Consider the following 20,133-nt stretch of genomic DNA (forward strand, 5'->3'; position numbering starts at 1 on the left):
TCCATTCCCTCATGCAAAAAATGAATAAACCACTTGTGAATATCGCATGTCCACCTCTCATATACCGTAAAAAAACAAATAAATATCATAACTTAATAAATATAAAAATTTTTTATAGAATAATTAAATTAGATTGGCTTGTTTTCAGATCAGGATTTATATTTTAACATTAAAATAGTTTCAACATATGTAATTTAAAAAATAATATTAAACTGATGTCTATAACCATTCATAAAAAACATTATGTTTTATTAACATCTATTATTACTTTTATTTATTCTATTCCTTTTTTATTGTCTCCTTATGATTTTGTTGATGATATGTATCGGGCATCTAATGGTGACCTTTTTATATGGTTCCTTAATGTAAGACCGTTTTCTGTTTGGTTGATCCGTTTATTAAACGGAAGTGCAATAGTTCCCGACCCTTATCCTTTTTCATTTATTATTGCTTTCTTAGCTTTGTATTTAATTTTTCTTTATATAACAGATAAAATAATTCGATCAGAGAATTATTTATTAAAATTAACTATATTTATTTTTCTTTTATGCAATCCATTTTTTTTACAAAATTTATCATATAAATATGATTGTATAATCATGACATGCAGTGTTGCATTGGCATGCCTATTTGTATTTAAAGAAAATAATCAAAATGTGTGTATTGATTATATAATTCGTTCATGCCTAATATTTTCTTTATATTGTTTTTATCAATGTGCTTTGACATTAGTTATTGGGCTATTGGCTGTAAAACTATTGAATGATAGTGATCAGGTAGCATTTTCCGGATTGTTCAGGGAACTATTTCTAAGATTATGCAATATATTAACTACATTTTTCATTTATAAAATATGCGTTGTAAATTTTTTGATTACCAACGATTATGGTCCATTAGGAAAGATTATTGTTTTAAATGAACATATATTCATTCATCTTATTGAGAATATCAAAATATATCTATTACTGTTTTTATTGTATATTCAGGAAAACTATATAATAGTATCTTTGATTATTTCATCTGTATTTTTTTTATATACAGTGATAACAGATTTTTTAAAGAAAAATTATAAAAGAATTTGTGTTTTATGCCTGTGTTTTCCTTTATTGCTGATTGCCATAACGAGTTCAAATATTATATTAAATATACCCAGTGGTAATACACGTGAAATGATGGGTATATCAGCCTTTTTCATTTTTATATTTCTGTATGTTCAAAAGGCTGGTTGTCATTCAAAGATAATGCTTTTGGTTCCAATTTGTTATTTATGGACATCTTTGCTTTTGTCATCAGCATTATGTAACCTGAAAAGAATAGATCATCAGAAGAATGCATTAATAGTACAGGAAATTTTACAATCTATTTATCATTTTGGTAATAAGAAAGTGGAGGGGATTACATTTATCCGCGATGATTTGAGGTTTTCTTCTCAACAAACCATTATGAAAACACATCCATTAACAAGGAAAATTTTTGATTTTGTTGGATTGTCAAACCCTTGGTATGTAAACGGCTTATTAAATGGGGAGTATTACATGCATAAAAATGTTATTGGCAGGGCCTCTCCAGATTTTCCAAAAGATGCTAAAGATATTTTTTCTGGCTGTTATATTCAATCGACTTTATATGGTGTTATTTTGTATGTTAAAACAGGCTCTTATTGCGATAGTATTACCAAAAACTATAATCCAGGAACTTTTTAATCCATATATCAAATATTGGATAAGGATTGATTGAACAAGGGATATGTCAATTAATCCTTTATTTCAATTCTGTTATTCTTGTGCGACTGGTTTTTGATTGATTTGGGTTTCTTGATTGCCCTGAATATTGGTAATTTCCTTTTTCATGAATTCAACAGCTTGCCGATCAAGTAAGGCGTTATATCTCAATTTAAATTCAACTGTTTTTCCGGCATGAAGTTTTTTAAGTCTACCTTGTTCACGTTCAATTGTCATAGGATAGGCAAAATTGGTTCCTGGTTCTATGCCTGTGACATATCCCTGTTTTTCGGTATCTGTGTTCTTCCATAAAGTTAGAAAGGGAAGTTGCTTAGTATTGAATTCAATGGAAACTCCTTTATTTTCGCTTTTATTATGCAACGCGGCCATGGTGCTTCCATCTTTTTTGGTATAGGGAATGATATTAAATACCATTTCATCAAAATCTTTGGTAGGTTCACGATAAGTTTGCCAATTATCTAGCCCATTTTGAGCATAGTTGTTAAAAGGACTTATTTCTTTGACAGGGGCAATAAATTTTGCATCTTTTTCTAATAGAGGTTTACCGAAATTGCTATGGTAAATAATTTGATAGGGATGCGAGTAATCGGCATGATTGGTCAAGCGATCATGAAGGGTAAAACTGTGGGAGCCAGGAATATAGGATAGCTCTGTTAGAACACGTAAATCGGTTTTTTTGAAAGTGCTTTCTTTAATTAAGCCTTTTATCTTGATTTCGTATGGGAATAGAGTATCGATCTCAACAATAACTTCAGACGCTGGTGTATTTGCTGCTTTTCCATGAAGGCTATAAAGCTCACCATTGGTGTCGGTAAAAGGATGCCCAGACCATTCATAACCGCAACGCACCATCATTTCGTTAAAACCCTCCAACCATCCGGTGCCATTGCGACTTTGAAGATTTATGAAAGTGGGGTTGACTATCTCCTTTACAGGTGAATCCCAACCCAGGCGAATGCCAGGAGCTGTTGCTTCAATCACATTCATTCCTCGTGTTGGGCTCAGGGTGATGGTCAATCCATCAGGACATTTAATTATGATCAGTCTGGAACCTTCCTGTTTTCCTCCATGCAGACAGATTTGCTGAATAGAAAATAAAACATCCTCAATGCCAAGCTGGTGATTGTTAATCTCCCAATTGCCTAATTCAATGTTATGGGCTGCGCTGGTTAGTGTAAAAGATTTGGTCTGATTTTGAGATAATGAAAATTCTAGTGTCATTTTATTCTCCCGGATTTACAAACAGCACTCATGCATTATTTTGAAGATTTATATAATTAATGCAATAATAATTGAATTTGTTCCTTAAAATTATTTTCACTGATGTAGGGGGCTTGATAATAAAAATCGTTTTTTGATTTAAAATAATTGGATAGATCAAATAAATTCTCTTGATCGATATCTCTTATTACCAAATTTTTCCAGGAAGGGCGTATAAATTGCTCGACAGCTTGTGACAAAGCACATTGATCAATACACCAATTGGTAAAATTATGGGGATCATAAGCCCATTTTATATAATGTCCGATAAAATGAAGAATTTTAGGGGTGATTTCTGAATGGTTTAGATATGTAATTCCGGCTCCCAAACACCAAGGTGCCCCCACGAGCTGATCACCATTTTTATCAAAAGCAAAAAGTCTCAAACCAAAATCATAATTGCCAAATAAAGGGAATTTTTTACTGAAAAAATCCTCTGTAACGGTGAGATCAATATCAAGAATAAAGGTTTTTGTAGGATAACGTTGATAAAGTTTTTCCGCAAAAAGAAAACGTAAACAGGTAAAATAGGCTGCATCCCGATAAAGTGAGGAACCATAACCATAGGTAATATGCATATTAGAAATGGTGTTATGAATAAATTCAGAGATCTCCTTTAGAAATTCTTTTTGTTGAGATGATGGATTTTCCAATGCAAGAGCAAGAACGATTTTACTTTGAAAATCTACCCTTTTATGTGCTTTTACAAGAGTAAAGAGAAATTTGGGTAAATATTTTAAATACCGGGAATCACAACCCAGAATGAATAGTAAATCGGCCTGTTGACCTTTTAGATCAGCATATGACCATTGCCATTTTTCCAGATGAAATGGATCATCATGTTTATCAGCCTGTTCAAAATTTTGGTATCTCTTTTCTGTTAACCAACTATATACACCACTATCTTCATTGTCGAAATAAACGGAAGTTTCAGGAGCCAGTTCTTTGGATTTTTGAAAGTGATAATCTGCCAAGGGTCTATTATGGAGAAGCCACTGCAATTTTCCTGCATTTAGATGATACCAGGTTGTATCTCCATTTAATTCATATTCCTCGTCCAGTAACCCTTTTAACAGATCTCTAAAATGTTCTTGAAGTCTGTCACAATAATAGCCCAGGTAAATTGCATAACGCTGTTGAATTGTTTGATTTGCGTCGTGCATTGAATAGGGAAAAAGATAAAGGTTAAATTCGGAGGTTGGAATTGGCAATTTATATCTTTGTAAGATATTGGGTAAAAAAAACATATAATAATTGGTAATTTCACCTTTTTCCAATTCGGACATGATATCCCTTGTTAAGAGGTCAGAAGAACAAATGAAATTGAGATACTTTTCCAGTTTTTCTAAAGAAGCGTTTATATCTTTTTTCAAGAAAAGGATAGTTGCCTTAAAAAAATAGTAGTCCTTATTGTTTGAATCTATCTCTATAAGAAAATTTATTAACGCTTCAGCCAACATATAATTTTTAAAAGTAAGGCAATATTGGCAGAGCTCTTTTAATATTGTTTGGTTAGCCAGGTTATTTTTAAAATTTTCAGTAATTTGCGTTATATTTTTCAATCCGGGATATATTTTTGCTGGAATCGGTTTTGCTTGATTTTTTTTTATGAAATCTAGAACATGATATTTAAGAATAGCCATTTCCATTGGTTTTATAATCTTTCTTGTTTTAATAAATTTATTTAAATGAGTTCGTTCGATATAGATTTTTCAAAAGAGAAAAATTAAATTCAATGATCGTTTAAAAGTTAAATGGTCTTATAAAAAATAAATTATTATAATTAATTAAAACATGATCTATATTATATAAAGTTTTTTATAAATATTTTATATAATGATAAGCTTTATATGAATGAATTGTTTACGTAACTGGAATGGTAATAATGGATATTCTATCTGCTCGATTGAAAAAAATACAGCCTAGTCAGACACTGGTGATTAGTGCAAAGGCGCGTGCCATGAAAAGTAAGGGTCAGGATGTGATCAGCCTTTCGGCTGGTGAACCTGACTTTGATACGCCGATCAATATTAAGAACGCAGGCATAGCAGCCATTCAGTCCGGACAGACAAAATATACAGATGTTGGAGGGACCCCAGCTGTCCGCCAGGCAGTTGCCCAACGTTTGAAAGCCGATTATAATATTGACTACCAACCTGAAGAAATCATGGTTTCCAGTGGTGGAAAACAGGTTATATTCAATGCGATGATGGCCAGTCTTAATCCAGGAGATGAGGTCATTATCCCTTCACCTTGTTGGGTTTCTTATCCCGATATTGTAACATTGGCTGGTGGAACACCAGTTATCATTCCTTGTAAGGAGGAGCACGCAGGTTTCAAGTTGCAGCCCGAACAACTGAGTGCAGCAATTACGTCTAAAACGAAATGGCTGATTTTGAATTCCCCTTGTAATCCCACAGGTGCTGTATACAGTAAAGAAGAATTGCAGGCTTTATGTGATGTCTTGATGCAATATCCAAATGTATGGGTTTTGACGGATGATATTTATTCCAAGCTGGTTTACGATGGGGTGGTTGCCCCAACAGTAGTCCAGGTTGAACCACGCCTTAAAGAACGCACAATTACAATGAACGGTGTTTCAAAAGCCTATTCGATGACGGGATGGCGTATTGGATATGCTGCCGCCCCTGTAGAATTTATCAAGGCAATGATAAAGTTGCAGGGACAGTCCACAACCAATCCCTGTTCCATTAGTCAGGCGGCAACCGTTGAGGCTTTGACTGGTTCACAGGATTCAGTTGCCGATATGGTGGCTACTTATCAAAAAAGGCGAAATCTGGTTTTGGATAACCTAAATGGTGCACCGGGTCTATCCTGTTTAAAACCCATGGGGGCCTTTTACCTGTTTGTTTCAATGAAAAATTGTTTGGGTAAAACAACCAGTAAGGGGACAAAAATTAATAGTGATCAGGATTTCGTAACGGCTTTACTGGAAGAAGAGGGTGTAGCCACAGTTCATGGAGCAGCTTTTATGATGGATGGATATTTCCGTATTTCCTATGCGACAAATACAGAGTTGCTTAAGGAAGCCTGTTTACGGATTAAACATTTCTGCATGAATTTGAGTTAGGGCTAGATATTGGTTATGAATAATGAGGAAATTGCAATTGAGCCCGCTCTTGCCTCAAGAATGAGCGGGTTTGAAGCTCCTGCAACCATCGCTATGTCAATGCGGGCAAGGGTTCTGAAAGCAGAAGGAAAAAATGTTATTTCCTTAGCCCTGGGACAGCCTGATTTTTTAACACCCAAAATAGCTATTGAGGGAGGTTATCAGGCGGCTTTGGAAGGAAAAACGAAGTATCCTCCTATAGACGGTTTTTTATCGTTGAAAAAGGCCATACAAAAAAAATTCAAGGAAGAAAATGGTGTCGATTATGCATTGGACGAGATTATGGTTGCAAATGGGGTTAAACAGATTTTGTTCAATGCCTTGATGGCGACTTTAGATCTGGAAGATGAAGTCATTATTCCGGCACCCTATTGGACCAGTTATCCGATTATGGTACGATTTCTAGGAGGGAATCCGGTTCATGTTGTTTGTCCTGAAAAAGATAATTTTGTCTTAAAGGCAAGGCAATTAAAAGCCGCTATTACGCCTAGGACTAAATGGCTGATTTTGAATTCCCCCAGCAATCCAACTGGTGCTGTCTGGACAAAAGAAGACTTGCTGGCATTGGTTGAGGTATTGAGGATTAATCCTCAGATATGGATTTTTGCTGATGAAATTTACGAACATTTGATTTTTGACGGGCAACGCCATTATTCATTGGCGGCTTTGGCACCAGAATTAAAAGATCGTATTTTAACGGCGAATGGGGTTTCTAAAACTTTTGCAATGCCAGGTTGGCGTATAGGTTATGCCGGTGGGGTAAAGCGTTTGATTAGAGCGATGCTTAAAATTCAAAGCAATTCAACCTCTGGTGCCTGCAGTGTCAGTCAGGCAGCTGCTACTGCGGCTTTGCAATATGCGCAAAAAGAAGTTGAATCAATGAAACTGGCTTATGATCGACGTCGTAAAAAAATGACGGCCGCCTTTTCAGCAATGAATGGTATAAGCTGTAATATTCCACAGGGGGCCTTTTATATATATCCAGGTATTGCCGGCTGTATTGGAAAAAAAACAGCTCAGGGAAGGTTGATTGCCAATGATCAGGATTTTGCTGAAGCATTATTGGAAGAGACTTATGTTGCGGTTGTTCCCGGATCAGCGTTTGGTTTAAGTCCCTACTTGCGTATAGCTTATGCCGCTGATGATGTCGTTCTTGAAGAGGCCTGTCAAAGAATTTCCCAGTTTGTGCAAGGGTTATCCTGATCGTATTCATTAATGCTCCGGTTTTCTTGAGTATTAATGAAGGGGTTGAAAATTATTTAGATTGAATTTTGTCTTTTTCATCAAATAGTTTGGTGAGTTCGTGAATCATTGTTCCCCCTAATTCTTCTGCCTTGGTGATTGTCACGGCATGTTTGTAGTAACGTGTTACATCATGCCCAATTCCAATGGCTACAAGCTCGATTTCAGCACGATTTTCGATTTTGCGAATCATGCGTTTAAGATGATTTTCAAGATATTCTGATCCATTCGTCGATAAAGTGCTATCATCAACAGGTGCTCCATCAGAAATAACCATTAAAATTTTACGTTTTTCTACACGGGTTTTAAGTCTTTGCCACGCCCAAAAAAGAGCCTCTCCATCAATATTCTCTTTTAACAAGCCATCCTTGAGCATAAGGCCTAAATTACGTTTGGCTCGTCGCCATGGCTGGTCGGCAGCTTTATAAATAATATGGCGTAAATCATTTAACCGTCCTGGATTCTGGGGACGTTTGTCAGCCAACCATTTTTCACGACTGCGTCCACCTTTCCAGGTCTGGGTTGTAAAACCGAGAATTTCTACCTTAACGGAACAACGTTCAAGAGTTCTGGCCAGAATATCTCCACACATTGCCGCAATCGAAATAGGGCGTCCTCGCATGGATCCAGAATTATCGATTAACAGTGTTACAATCGTGTCCTTAAAACCGGTTGATTTTTCTTGTTTAAAACTCAGAGAATTGGTTGGGTTGGTGATTATTCTTGTTAATTTGCTGGCATCGAGAAGTCCTTCCTCCTGATCAAAATTCCAGCTTCTGATTTGTTGCGACATCAATTTGCGTTGTAAACGATTGGCCAGCTTGGATATGATATTTTGTATTTCCTGTAATTGTTGATCAAGCTGGTTTCTTAGGAAGTCTAGCTCGTTTACATCGCAAATCTGTTCAGCGGTAACTACCTCATCAAATAATTTTGTGTAAATGTGATAGGATGCATCTTCAACATCAGCTAGGGTATCCGGAGGTTGTTGTGAGGGGCCACCAGCTTTTTCAGATTTATCACTTCCCATGGTTGAATCCGGTTTTTCTTGATCCTCCATATTCAGTGGAATTTGTGAAAATTGCTGTTCAAGTTCGCTTTCTTGCTGTTCTTGTTTTTCTTCAGGGTATTCTGGATTGGTATCTTTGTTTTGATCCGCGGTATCTTGAGAGGATTCTTCCTTGCCATTATCGGATTTTTCCTCTTCTCCTTCTAGTAAACGATAGGCTTGAAGCAATTGTTTGGTAGCTTGTGCATAATGATCCTGGTCAGTCAAAGCCTCTTTCATGGCCTTGAGAGCTTTTTCACCCTGGGGTGTTAATTGATTGCGCCATAATTGCAGAATTTTACGAGATGCTGTTGGTACTGTTTTTCCAGTCAATGTTTCATAAACAAGTAAAGAAAGGGCTTTTGCAGGAGATAATTGTTCCGCCTTGTCCATCCTTGCATGCCCTTCTATATGACTGTTATGTTCCATAACTGCCTGCAGATTGGCGGCAACCCCTGCCATCTTCTTGCTTCCTAATGCCTCCACACGGACTTGTTCCAGGGCATTGAAACTATTTTGAGCATCCCCTGATGTTAAGTCTGGTGGTGAAGGAAGATCATTATCATGATATTTTAGATATAGGGCCAGTGCATCAGCTTGTCCCCTAATGAATTGCAGGGTTTTTGCATCTTGTATTTCTGGTGGTTGTGGAAGATACACGTTTTCCTTGTTGTTTTTGGATTGATATTGACGATTGTTGACCGTGCTTGAACAGAAATTGATATTGGTTGCCGTATAACCACTTAAAGTATGTATGGTACCAATCAGGGCTTGTTTGAAACGTTCAGGATTATAAGCGGTTTGAAAATTGAGTAAATCAGTCTGTCTGTTCTTCTGATTTTTAGGCATTATAATCCTCTTGTTAAATCGGATAATTTAATATTGTTTAAACCGTTTTAGGATCGGTTGTTAAAAGGTCAACATTAAAACAGCGTTGGTAATATTCTGCTACAATTCCGTGTTCTGACAGGTCGCATTTATTTAGGAAGGTTAGGCGGAAAGACAATGCAAGATCATGAAAGATTGTATAGTTTTCAGCCCAGCTGATGACAGTGCGAGGAGACATTACAGTAGACAGTTCCCCTTCGGCAAATCCAATTCGGGTTAAATTGGCCAATGCTACCATTGATTCAATCTGTTTTTTTGTTTCTGCGTCCTGAGGCTGTACATTCATTTTTGCCATGATTATTTTAATTTCTTGTGGAGGGGGTAAATAATTCAGTGCGGCAACAATATTCCAGCGATCCATTTGACCCTGATTGATTTGTTGAGTGCCATGATACAGCCCGGTCGTATCTCCCAATCCAATGGTGTTTGCGGTTGCAAAAAGACGAAAGGATGGATCAGGGCGGATAACTCGATTTTGATCCAGCAAGGTCAGTTTGCCTTCTGTTTCAAGCACACGTTGAATGACAAACATAACATCAGGACGGCCAGCATCATATTCATCAAAAATAAGTGCGCATGGATGCTCTAAAGTCCATGGAAGTAAACCCTCTTGAAATTGTGTAACTTGTTTTCCGTCCTTTAGGATGATGGCATCCTTTCCAATCAAGTCAATACGGGAAATGTGGCTATCGAGATTGATGCGAATACATGGCCAGTTCAGGCGGGCAGCGATTTGTTCGATATGGGAGGATTTTCCTGTTCCATGAAATCCCTGTATCATGACCCGTCGATTATATCGAAATCCTGCAAGAATGGCATGAGTGGTATCTAGATCAAAAAAATAGTTTGGATCCAGATCGGGAACCAGTGAGGTTTTTTTTGAAAATCCCTTGACCTCCATATCAAGATCAATATCAAAGGTTTTTCTTACGTTAAACAATTTATCTGGTTTTGATAACATAGAAATGTCAGGTAAATTGGTTTTATCGGGATTAGTTAGGTTTGAAGTTGATCTGGACATAGAAATTATCCTGTGTAGAAGAGTTATTTTAATGATCTAAATGATTTTTTATTTTGCTTCAATCATATTTGTCAAATATGTACGGAGTAGGGAATAAGCTGCATTAATCTTTTTAAATTTTTCTTCCAAATCTGCGTCACCACCATTTGTATCAGGATGATATTTACGGGCAAGCTTGGTATATCTTTTTTTTAAATTGGCCAACGAAAGTGGCCAGCTAATTTCCAGTAATTGCAAAGCTTTTTGTAATTCTTGTGGGATATTGGGTTTCTGTCCGGTATCATGATGTGTTTTTGTTCTGGTTTTTTGAAAAAGCCGTAGTGGATCATGGAATGATTGCTCATTTAAAAGATTTTTTTTTCCTAATCTACCAAGCTTCCACGAAGGTTTATCCCATACGGCGGCGGAACGCATGTGTTCCTCTATTTGCGCAGTATTCATTCCCCTGAAATAATCCCAGTTTTTGTTATATTCCCGAATATGGCTAAAACAGAACCAATAATAGTCATGTAACTGGTGACGGGATTTTGGTGCCCGATATTCTGCTGGTTCTCTGCATCCTGGCATGTCACAATAACGGTGCGGTGTTGTTTTTGCATTGTTGGGATCAAACATGGTTGCCCATTTCTTTTTAAACATCATAAGTATTTTGATTTCATAAGAAATAGAATAGAAAAGTAAGGAACATTGTTCTTGGAAGAATATCACAAGAATTGGGGAAAAATGAATTATATTCCAAAAAACGGTTATAATTCAAAGGGCATATTAAAGATATTTTATAATTCTGATATAGAATTAATCATCTTGATATAAAGAGGTAAGGCGATGAGAATAGATAAAATCATGAATGGGATATGCAAAAAAATAATATTGCTTTTTCCGTTTATATTAATGGCATGTCAGGCTAATCAGAAAGCAAGACCTACTTGCGAGCTCGTTTCAATTTCAAGGGTTGAAAGTGCCCTGAACGATCCAAGGGGATTTGAGGGACAATTCACGCAAATTTGGTCAAATGGTAATCAATCTGAAGGACGTATCGTATATATACCTGGAAAATTACGTTTAAATTATGAAACCCCTTCCACAATGATTGTTGTTGCAAAGGGTAAAAAAATGGTGGCAAAAAATTTTGACGATCATTCTGTTACACATATTGGATTGGCAAGAAACCCTTTGGGATTAATGCTAAATAGCCCTGTTCATTTATCATCACCCATTCTTGTAACGGCAATACAAAAGGGAACACAGGCTTTGCAAATTTCATTGGCAAGCGGGGATAATCCATCCCAAGGTTTGTTAACTCTACGGTTTCAAGATGTAAATGGTCAGTTAACCCTTGATCAGATGCAAGCTATAGATGTGCGTAAACGGCAAACGATCATGAATATTTCAAATGTTCATATGGGTTTAAGTGTTAAAAATAATTATTTTAACTATCCTGATCAACCATAAGGTCAGAAGGTGGTGACCGCAATTTTAGAGAATAGACAAACACTTGCTGCCAGGCTTGACAGAGGACTTGGTCTATCGTATCAAATGAAGTATTAATTCCTAGTTCATGCATGCTCGTAATTCCATATTCCTTCAATCCACAGGGGACTATTCCAGAATAATTTTCCAGTTTGGGATTAATATTCAACGCAATTCCATGCCAGCTGATCCAATGGGATAGCTTAATTCCAATTGCGGCAATTTTTTTCTCTTTTTTTGTAACAGGATCGGTAACCCATAATCCGACACGCCCTTCTTTTTTTTCTGCTGCGATATTGAATTGTTGAAGGGTGAGAATGATCCAGTCTTCAAGTTTGTGAATGAATGCGCGAATATCATGATCGGGAAAAGTGGGATGGGGTTTACGTAAATCCATCATTACATAGATGATTCGCATTCCTGGACCATGGTAAGTCCATTGTCCACCCCGATTAGTATGAAAAACAGGAAAATTCTGTGGATTGAACAAATCGCTCTCTTTTGCCGATGTTCCCGCAGTGTAAAGCGGAGGATGTTCCAAAAACCATAGGCATTCTGCCGCTTTCCCATCAAATATTTTTTGAACGTAATTTTTCATCCATTGAATTGCTGTGGGATAGGGAACAACTTTTTTGCTTTTTTGCAAAAATATTGGTGTGATAGCCATTGCTAGAAACTCTTTCATCGGTTATAGAGAAAGCATATTGGATTGAATTATGAAAATCAATCCCGTGCGACCGTGGCGGAATGGTAGACGCGCAAGCTTGAGGTGCTTGTGGGGAAATACCCCGTGGAAGTTCGAGTCTTCTCGGTCGCACCACATTCTTGTTGCGACTTGAATATAGAACCTATTTTCTTTTCATTTGCCTTTGATATATAATTTTACCAATTTTACAAAGATTTATTTGTAAAAATGTCATGATTGCAATGAAGAGGAAATTATGGATCATAAATTTAAGCAAGATGCGTTGGATTATCATGAATATCCAACACCAGGGAAATTAACAATAACACCAACAAAAAGAATGGCGACTCAAACTGATTTGTCCTTAGCCTATTCCCCAGGGGTGGCGGCACCATGTTTGGAAATTAAAAGGGATCCTAGTTTGGCTAGCAAATACACGGCCAAAAGTAACCTGGTTGGGGTTATTTCCAATGGTACGGCTGTTTTGGGGTTGGGAAACATCGGGCCCTTGGCAGGAAAACCCGTTATGGAGGGCAAGGCGGTTTTATTCAAGAAATTTGCTGGTATTGATGTTTTTGATATCGAAGTTGATGCCAATGATCCGGAACATTTCTGTAATGTTGTCGCGGCGCTTGAGCCAACTTTTGGCGGAATTAATTTGGAGGATATCAAGGCGCCTGAATGTTTTATTATTGAACAGAATCTAAAATCCAGAATGAATATTCCGGTTTTTCATGATGATCAACATGGAACGGCGATTGTCGTAAGTGCGGCTACCATTAATGCCTTGCGAATTCAGAATAAGAAAATTGAAGACGTTAAATTGGTCACTTCTGGGGCTGGGGCGGCAGCTATTGCATGTGTAAATTTATTGGTAACTCTGGGATTAAAACCTGAAAATGTCATTTTAACGGATATTGATGGAGTGGTGTGGCAAGGCCGCGATCCAAATATGCCAGAAAATATGGCACGTTATGCCAAAGACACGCAGGCTCGCCGTTTGGAGGATGTTATAGCGGGTGCGGATATTTTTCTTGGTGTTTCTGTGGCTGGAGTTCTGAAAAAAGAATGGGTGGCAAAAATGGCATCCAATCCTTTGATTCTGGCATTGGCAAATCCGGAACCTGAAATCACTCCAGAAGAGGTTGGCAGTATTCGATCAGATGCGATTATGGCAACAGGTCGTTCTGATCATCCAAATCAGGTTAATAATGTTTTATGTTTTCCTTTTATATTTCGCGGAGCCCTAGATGTTGGGGCAACCGAAATAAACGAGGAGATGAAAAAAGCCGCCGCTTATGCATTAGCAAATCTGGCGACACAAGAAGCCAATGAGGTTGTCGTGGCCGCTTATGGCGGTCAGGCACCTGCCTTTGGTCCTGAATATATTTTGCCAAAACCTTTTGATCCGCGATTAATTTTGGAAATTGCGCCAGCGGTTGCAAAAGCGGCCATGCAAACAGGGGTTGCCTTACGTCCGATTGATGATTTTAATGGATATCTGGAGCATCTGATGCAATTTGTGTTCAGAACCAGTCAGGTTATGCAACCTGTATTTGCAGCTGTTCATCAACATAAAGGAATCCAAAAGGTTGTCTTTTCTGAAGGCGAAAATGATAGGGTTTTACGTGCTATTCAAACTATGGTTAATGAACAGATGGTTTTACCTTATGTTATCGGAGACCAGAAAAGGATTCATGAAAAAATTACTCAATTGGGGTTAAGCTTAAAAATTGGTAAGGATTTAACAGTTTATGACCCCCAAAAGGATAACGCATTTTTACAAACACTGGAAAAACCTTATCAGAGATTGGTTGAAAGAACGGGTGTTCCTCCGTCTTTGGCGTATGAACAGCTCTATAGAAGAAAATCAATTCTAGCAGCGATGCTTTTAAGGGAGGGTCATGTTGATGCAGCACTTGTTGGTGGATTTGGTGAATGGTATCGTCATTTTAAGACATTGAAAAATATTATCCCCAAACAGGATGGAGTAAAGGAATTCCATACTATTTCTGCTATGATTCAGTCAAATGTAGCGCTTTTTATGGGGGATACTTATTTACATCTGGACCCTACGGCTGAGGAAATTGCTGAATTAACCTTATTGGCTTCTGAAATGGTATCTATGTTTGGTATGGTACCAAGAGCCGCTTTATTATCTTATTCTTCTTTTGGAACGGGAAAATCTGAATCAGCATTAAAAATGAAAAAAGCCCTGGCCATAATACGTGAAAAGAATCCTTCATTGGAAATTGACGGGGAAATGCAGGGTGATGCTGCGTTAAGTGAAACCTTGCGTTCGAGATTAATTGATGATTCACCCTTGAGAGGAAATGCCAATTTGTTAATTATGCCCAGTCTTGATGCGGCAAATATTGGATTTTCCTTGAGTCGTGTGGTTGGAAATGGACTGCAGATTGGTCCTATAACGCTTGGCACAACAAAGCCGCTTCATGTTCTTACGGAAAATACAACGGCACGAGGTATCGTGAATCTGACAGCTATTGCCATTCGTCAATCATTAAGAAAAAAACAATAAATTTGATTGCAATATTAGGAAAATATTGTAATCTTGTTCAAGATTACTGAATTTACTGTGTATAAAAGAGTGAGAAATCCATTTTTTCACTCTTTATTTTTTCATTAAAAATTGCATATTCGCGATTGCTTGTAAAACACGCATTAAAATTTTGGATAAAATATAAAAATTATAATTCTACAATTAATTGTTTAACTTCAGGGGAAACAGTTAAAATTAGATTTCCGTAAGGGTTAAATGTGCTTGAATGAGATGGTACATTATAATTGAAATGAAAGTTATTGTCGTGTTTGCGTAATTCGTACAAGTGGCATTTTAAAGATTTGTAGCTATAATAAATTAAAGGAACCGGGGGAAGCGTTAATCCCATTTTTGGATCTTTATACATTGTTTTGAGTCTTTCAAAAAAACCGGGATTTATTTTTTTGATTTCCAATAATATTTTTGAAATTATAGAAGACAACGGGCTTCGTTGAGGTAGATCTATCGTATTTTTATTATTTGCTGGAAGACATTTATTTTCAAATTCATTTATTTTTTTTAATAATGAATCGAAGTCTATGATAGGTAAACGGTTAAAGCCGATTTCATTTTTAATGATCTCAAATATATCTGTTATCTTATTCTTATCTGAAATGTTGCCGCCCTCAAGCAAATTTAATGGGCTCGGTAAGGTGTCAACGGTTAATCCAGAGTGACAAAGTGGAATAACATTGATATTTTTTTGCCATCCTGCCCCACATTCAAAACTGATCCAGGGACGTTGAATACTTTTGGGACTGCAAAATACAATCATGATGGCGCTATTTTTTAAATTTTCTTCAATTTCATCAAACCATCTTTGACCCGGTTTTATGGAGAAACTGGACGTGAAAACATGGACTTGTCCAAAAAAACTGTCTTCGATTAATTGTTGAAATATACTTGTAAGTTCTTTTTCTTCTGTAATATGACTTAGGAAAATCGTTTTTTTGATTAATTCTGGCATTTATATAAAGTAACCTTGTTATAAACCCTTTTTTAACATTATGAATAATAATGACAAATTTAGGAAAGTATACATTAATATTAATAAAATGAAATAAAATAAATTGATCAAGTGGAAGCTGATAAATTGTGTAATAAAATTATAGACATAAACTAATATAAATTTTTATAAAATATGATTTTCTTCATATGACCAAAAAATTGGCAAGGTATATCCAGGATTTTATTCCACATATTGTTTTCACGATAGATTAGCTGTAAAAAAGAAAGTATATTTAAATTATTTAAGCTTTTTTAAATAAATATTATTTAAAAATAATTTAAGTTATTTAAATTGTAATGGTTTTTTAATTAAGTATAATCTTCCAAAGATGTGTATTTTATTCATCTTTGGTTTTTTTGATTGATATTATATTTAGAAATTATCAATTAGATAAATTTAATTCGATGTATTTGAAATAACAATCATTTCTGGGAAGTTTGAAAAAACAAATTTTTCTGTTAAAATTTAGTTTTATTATGGTACCATTACTGCACATAAATTATAGACATAATTTGATCAAGATTCACATATAGGTATTTAATTAAAAGGGAATTCCGCGCTTAATTATTGAATGTGGCCTTCTTGTCATAATTTCTACATATTCTTATCAAATTGTGAAATAATATTTGTTTTGTTCTAAATTAGACATTAACATATTTGTTTTTATTATTAAATTTCAAGGTAGAGTTCTGTGATTAAACCTTTAAAAAAAGCTGTATTACCTGTCGCTGGCTTAGGAACCCGTTTTTTGCCCGCAACTAAATCAATGCCAAAAGAAATGTTGCCTGTTGTTGATCGTCCATTGATTCAATATGCACTGGATGAGGCGCGTGCGGCAGGAATTGAACAGTTTTGTCTGATTACAGGTCGAGGAAAAGATTCTCTAATTGATTATTTTGATGTTGCTTATGAACTTGAAGATACACTGCGACAAAGAGGTAAAAAAGAGTCTCTAGAGGCTCTCTATCCATCTAGTATCGAGGCAGGTTCTTTAACCGCTTTGCGTCAGCAGTCCCCATTAGGCTTGGGGCATGCAATATGGTGTGCTCGTACATTTGTTGGCGATGATCCATTTGCCATTTTATTACCGGATGATTTGATTATGGCAGCGCCAGGATGTTTGGCACAAATGGTTGAAGTTTATAATGAATATGGCGGAAATGTTGTCGCTGTTACCGAGGTTCCTCGTGAAAAGACATCCAGTTACGGTATTGTGGATATTGAAAAGGATGATGGAAAACTGGTCACGATTTCCGGGGTTGTAGAAAAGCCGGAGCCCGAACAGGCTCCCTCTAATCTTTCAATTATTGGACGTTATATTTTGTCACCTGAAATTATGAAATATCTTTCTAAAATGGAAAAAGGTGCAGGAAATGAAGTTCAATTGACAGATTCTATGGAAAAATTGATTGGACAAATGCCTTTTCATGGGTTGAGATATAATGGGATTCGGTATGATTGTGGAAGCAAATCTGGATTTCTAGAAGCTCAGGTTGCCTTTGCTTTGAAACGTCCCGATCTAGCTCCGGCCATGCGTAAGATAATACAGAAATATGCCCATGAAGAGGTTAAATAATGGAACATCAACGTGTAATTAATTCGACAATCCTGCGAGAATATGATATTCGCGGCATTTATGAACAGACTTTTTTTGTCGAGGATGCCTATGCGATCGGACGGTCCTTTGGCAGTTTGGTCGCAAGGAAAAATGGAAAAAAAGTTGTTGTTGGTTATGATGGTCGGGTTAGTTCGCCTGATTTAGAGGCCGCTCTGGTAAATGGATTAAAGAAAAGCGGTTTGGAAGTTGTCCGTATCGGTCGTGGTCCGACCCCAATGCTCTATTTTGCTTCAACAGTTATGCAGGCTGATGGTGCTGTTATGGTTACGGCCAGTCATAATCCCAAAGAATATAATGGGATGAAATTCATGCTGGGTGGCAAACCGTTTTTTGGTAAGCAGATTCAGGATTTAGGGGCACAGGTTGCGGCTGGTGATGTGGTTCCAGAGGGTAATGGTACGGTTCGCAAGGTTGATGTTTCAGAAGATTATATTAATCGGCTTTTGGAAGATTTTGGGGGAACTGAACGGAAATTACGTGCTGTCTGGGATAACAGTAATGGGGCTGCTGGTGATATTCTAACCCGTTTGGTTCAGAAGTTGCCCGGTGAACATATTGTTCTGAATGGAACGATAGACGGCGATTTTCCCGCTCATAGTCCAGACCCTACTGTTCCCAAAAACCTTGTTCAGCTTCAGAAAGAGGTGATCAATCGCAAGGCTGATATTGGTATTGCGTTTGATGGTGATGCCGATCGTATTGGCGTGATTGATGACAAAGGTAATATCCTTTGGGGTGATCAGCTTATGGTTATTTTTAGTCGTGATATTCTTGCGAGCAATCAAGGGGCAACAATTGTTGCTGATGTTAAAGCAAGCAAAATTCTTTTTGATGAAATTCAAAAAGCGGGTGGAAATCCTTTGATGTGGTGTACTGGACATTCCTTGATCAAGGCCAAAATGGCTGAATCAAAGGCTGTTCTCGGTGGGGAAATGTCTGGTCATATTTTCTTTGCAGATAAATGGTACGGGTTTGACGACGCATTATACGTTGCTGTCAGAACGCTTGATATTGTCGCCCGGTTAAAGGGTCCTTTATCAGAAGTAACAGAGTCTTTACCCAAAGCAATTTCTACTCCTGAAATTCGTTTTGATTGTTCCGATAAGCGTAAATTCACCGTTGTCCGTGAAGTGGCTGAACGGTTAAAGGAAGAGAAGGCCAATGTCGTGACGATTGATGGTGTAAGGGTGAATACAGAAGATGGATGGTGGCTTTTAAGGGCTTCCAATACTCAAGCTGCTTTAGTAGCACGAGCGGAGAGTACGTCTGATGAGGGATTAGAGCGATTGAAAAATGCTTTAAAAGTCCAGTTAAAGGCTTCTGGTGTGGAATTTCCAGAAGAATAAATTGAGATTAGAATTTTAACTGGTTTCTATTTTTTTATAAAAAGGATACAGTCTAGCGATTGTATCCTTTTTGTTATCTATCAAATGATATATGCCATGAATGTTCCATTATTATTTAACCGTTCTCTTCTGAAATTGCATCGAGATAGATCTGTTTTATATCATTTTGAAATACAGGATATCTTTCAACAATGTACGGATCGGTTACTGGAACGACTTGACGATATAAATCGTTCCTTTGAATTTGCCTTAGAAATCGGAGGGCGAGGGTATGTTTCTTCCTATTTAAAAAATAGAAAAATAAAGGTGATATCGGCTGATTTATCGGCAGGTTTGGTCTCAATGAATGTAAATTCAAAAATCTGTATGGATGAAGAATTCTTGCCTTTTAAATCCGGATGCTTTGATCTGGTTATTGCGAATTTTAACTTGCATTGGGTTAATGATTTGCCTGGTACTTTATTACAAATTCGAAGAATTTTGAAACCTGATGGTCTTTTCCTGGCGGCAATTCCTATACTTCCGACTCTTTCTTTATTACGAACCGTAATGGCTGAAGTTGAAATGGAATATTGTGGTGCTGTTTTGCCGCATATTTCTCCATTACCTGATTTAAGATCATGTGCAAGTTTGATGCAACGGGCTGGTTTTGCCTTACCCACCATTGATAAGGAGGCGATTGAAATTGTTTATCGCTCTTCATTGGCTTTATTTCGTGATCTGCGTTGGGCAGGGGAAACAAATTCCTTGCAAATGCATCAGACTTATTTTGCAAAAAAATCTTTATTTGCCGAATTTTCTGCACGTTTGGAAACTTTTAAACCTATTAAAGTTGATATAAATTTTGCCATTTTAACAGGTTGGTCTCCCGACGCGTCACAACCTCAACCTTTAAAACCTGGTCAATTCAAAATGTCTTTGGAAGAAGCGTTGCGGAATAAATAGAATCAGTTTTAATTTACGAATAATATAAAATTTTTATTTAGGAATTTATTTTTTAGATTATATGAAATGAATCTAATCGTTAATTTTTTAGAATAAGAAAAAGTTTTACATAATTTTAAATTTATTGATCTATTTATTATTGAACAATAGTTGTAATAATTTAAGTTAT

The 20,133-nt window shown here is 36.7% G+C and carries 15 protein-coding genes and 1 tRNA gene; 9 read left to right on the forward strand and 7 right to left on the reverse strand.

The window, feature by feature from the left end; genetic code table 11:
• Positions 1-320: 320 nt before the first annotated feature.
• Positions 321-1,703, forward strand: coding sequence for a glucosyltransferase domain-containing protein (locus GM552_RS08985; RefSeq protein WP_255446309.1), 1,383 nt, complete (start codon positions 321-323; stop codon positions 1,701-1,703).
• A 72-nt stretch (positions 1,704-1,775) separates the two neighbouring features.
• Here the strand turns inward: GM552_RS08985 and GM552_RS00790 are convergent, their stop codons facing one another.
• Positions 1,776-2,963, reverse strand: coding sequence for an aldose 1-epimerase family protein (locus GM552_RS00790; RefSeq protein WP_155564863.1), 1,188 nt, complete (start codon positions 2,961-2,963; stop codon positions 1,776-1,778).
• 56 nt (positions 2,964-3,019) lie between these two features.
• Entirely contained in the window at positions 3,020-4,645 is a 1,626-nt protein-coding gene (locus GM552_RS00795; RefSeq protein WP_230882717.1) for a hypothetical protein, read from the reverse strand.
• Between the two features lie 242 nt (positions 4,646-4,887).
• Here GM552_RS00795 and GM552_RS00800 point away from each other — a divergent pair, with 242 nt between their 5' ends.
• Entirely contained in the window at positions 4,888-6,093 is a 1,206-nt protein-coding gene (locus tag GM552_RS00800) for a pyridoxal phosphate-dependent aminotransferase (protein ID WP_110439508.1), read from the forward strand.
• 15 nt (positions 6,094-6,108) lie between these two features.
• A complete protein-coding gene (locus GM552_RS00805) occupies positions 6,109-7,335 on the forward strand; it encodes a pyridoxal phosphate-dependent aminotransferase (protein WP_155564865.1) in 1,227 nt (408 codons plus the stop codon).
• 52 nt (positions 7,336-7,387) lie between these two features.
• On the opposite strand, the gene GM552_RS00810 is transcribed toward GM552_RS00805, so the two are convergent.
• Genes GM552_RS00810 through GM552_RS00820 form a run of 3 tightly spaced genes read right to left on the reverse strand, consistent with a single transcriptional unit; the run spans position 7,388 to position 10,973 of the window.
• A complete protein-coding gene (locus GM552_RS00810) occupies positions 7,388-9,271 on the reverse strand; it encodes a cobaltochelatase CobT-related protein (RefSeq protein ID WP_155564866.1) in 1,884 nt (627 codons plus the stop codon).
• 37 nt (positions 9,272-9,308) lie between these two features.
• The gene (locus GM552_RS00815; protein ID WP_155564867.1) at positions 9,309-10,331 is read right to left on the reverse strand and encodes an AAA family ATPase; all 1,023 of its coding nucleotides are present in this window, start codon (positions 10,329-10,331) and stop codon (positions 9,309-9,311) included.
• 48 nt (positions 10,332-10,379) lie between these two features.
• Entirely contained in the window at positions 10,380-10,973 is a 594-nt protein-coding gene (locus tag GM552_RS00820; RefSeq protein ID WP_155564868.1) for a J domain-containing protein, read from the reverse strand.
• Positions 10,974-11,156: 183 nt separating this feature from the next.
• Between GM552_RS00820 and GM552_RS00825 the strand changes: the two genes are divergently transcribed.
• Positions 11,157-11,783 carry an outer membrane lipoprotein carrier protein LolA gene (locus tag GM552_RS00825; RefSeq protein ID WP_155564869.1) on the forward strand — a complete coding sequence of 209 codons (627 nt, stop codon included), beginning with the start codon at positions 11,157-11,159 and terminating at the stop codon, positions 11,781-11,783.
• On the opposite strand, the gene lipB is transcribed toward GM552_RS00825, so the two are convergent.
• Complete coding sequence (gene lipB / locus GM552_RS00830; protein ID WP_110439513.1) at positions 11,761-12,468, reverse strand: lipoyl(octanoyl) transferase LipB; 708 nt, start codon at positions 12,466-12,468, stop codon at positions 11,761-11,763. The two genes, GM552_RS00825 and lipB, sit on opposite strands and share 23 nt — an antisense overlap.
• Positions 12,469-12,534: 66 nt before the next feature.
• Here lipB and GM552_RS00835 point away from each other — a divergent pair.
• A tRNA-Leu gene (locus GM552_RS00835) sits at positions 12,535-12,621 on the forward strand.
• A gap of 121 nt (positions 12,622-12,742) precedes the next feature.
• Positions 12,743-15,025, forward strand: a complete 2,283-nt coding sequence (locus GM552_RS00840; protein WP_155564870.1) for an NADP-dependent malic enzyme — start codon at positions 12,743-12,745, stop codon at positions 15,023-15,025.
• Positions 15,026-15,194: 169 nt separating this feature from the next.
• On the opposite strand, the gene GM552_RS00845 is transcribed toward GM552_RS00840, so the two are convergent.
• Complete coding sequence (locus tag GM552_RS00845; protein WP_155564871.1) at positions 15,195-16,013, reverse strand: toll/interleukin-1 receptor domain-containing protein; 819 nt, start codon at positions 16,011-16,013, stop codon at positions 15,195-15,197.
• 733 nt (positions 16,014-16,746) lie between these two features.
• Between GM552_RS00845 and galU the strand changes: the two genes are divergently transcribed.
• The 3 genes from galU (at position 16,747) to GM552_RS00860 (ending at position 19,964) form a co-directional block, all read left to right on the forward strand.
• Positions 16,747-17,631: a UTP--glucose-1-phosphate uridylyltransferase GalU gene (gene galU, locus GM552_RS00850; RefSeq protein ID WP_370533573.1), complete on the forward strand. Its 885-nt coding sequence runs from the start codon at positions 16,747-16,749 to the stop codon at positions 17,629-17,631.
• Positions 17,631-19,019 (forward strand): phosphoglucomutase/phosphomannomutase PgmG, encoded by a 1,389-nt coding sequence (pgmG, locus tag GM552_RS00855; protein WP_155564872.1) that lies wholly within the window; start codon positions 17,631-17,633, stop codon positions 19,017-19,019. Before galU ends, pgmG begins: the two co-directional genes overlap by 1 nt.
• 96 nt (positions 19,020-19,115) lie before the next feature.
• Entirely contained in the window at positions 19,116-19,964 is an 849-nt protein-coding gene (locus GM552_RS00860) for a methyltransferase domain-containing protein (protein WP_155564873.1), read from the forward strand.
• Positions 19,965-20,133: the final 169 nt, after the last annotated feature.

The sequence above is a fragment of the Commensalibacter sp. ESL0382 genome (assembly GCF_009725775.1).
Classification (GTDB): Bacteria; Pseudomonadota; Alphaproteobacteria; order Acetobacterales; family Acetobacteraceae; genus Commensalibacter; species Commensalibacter melissae.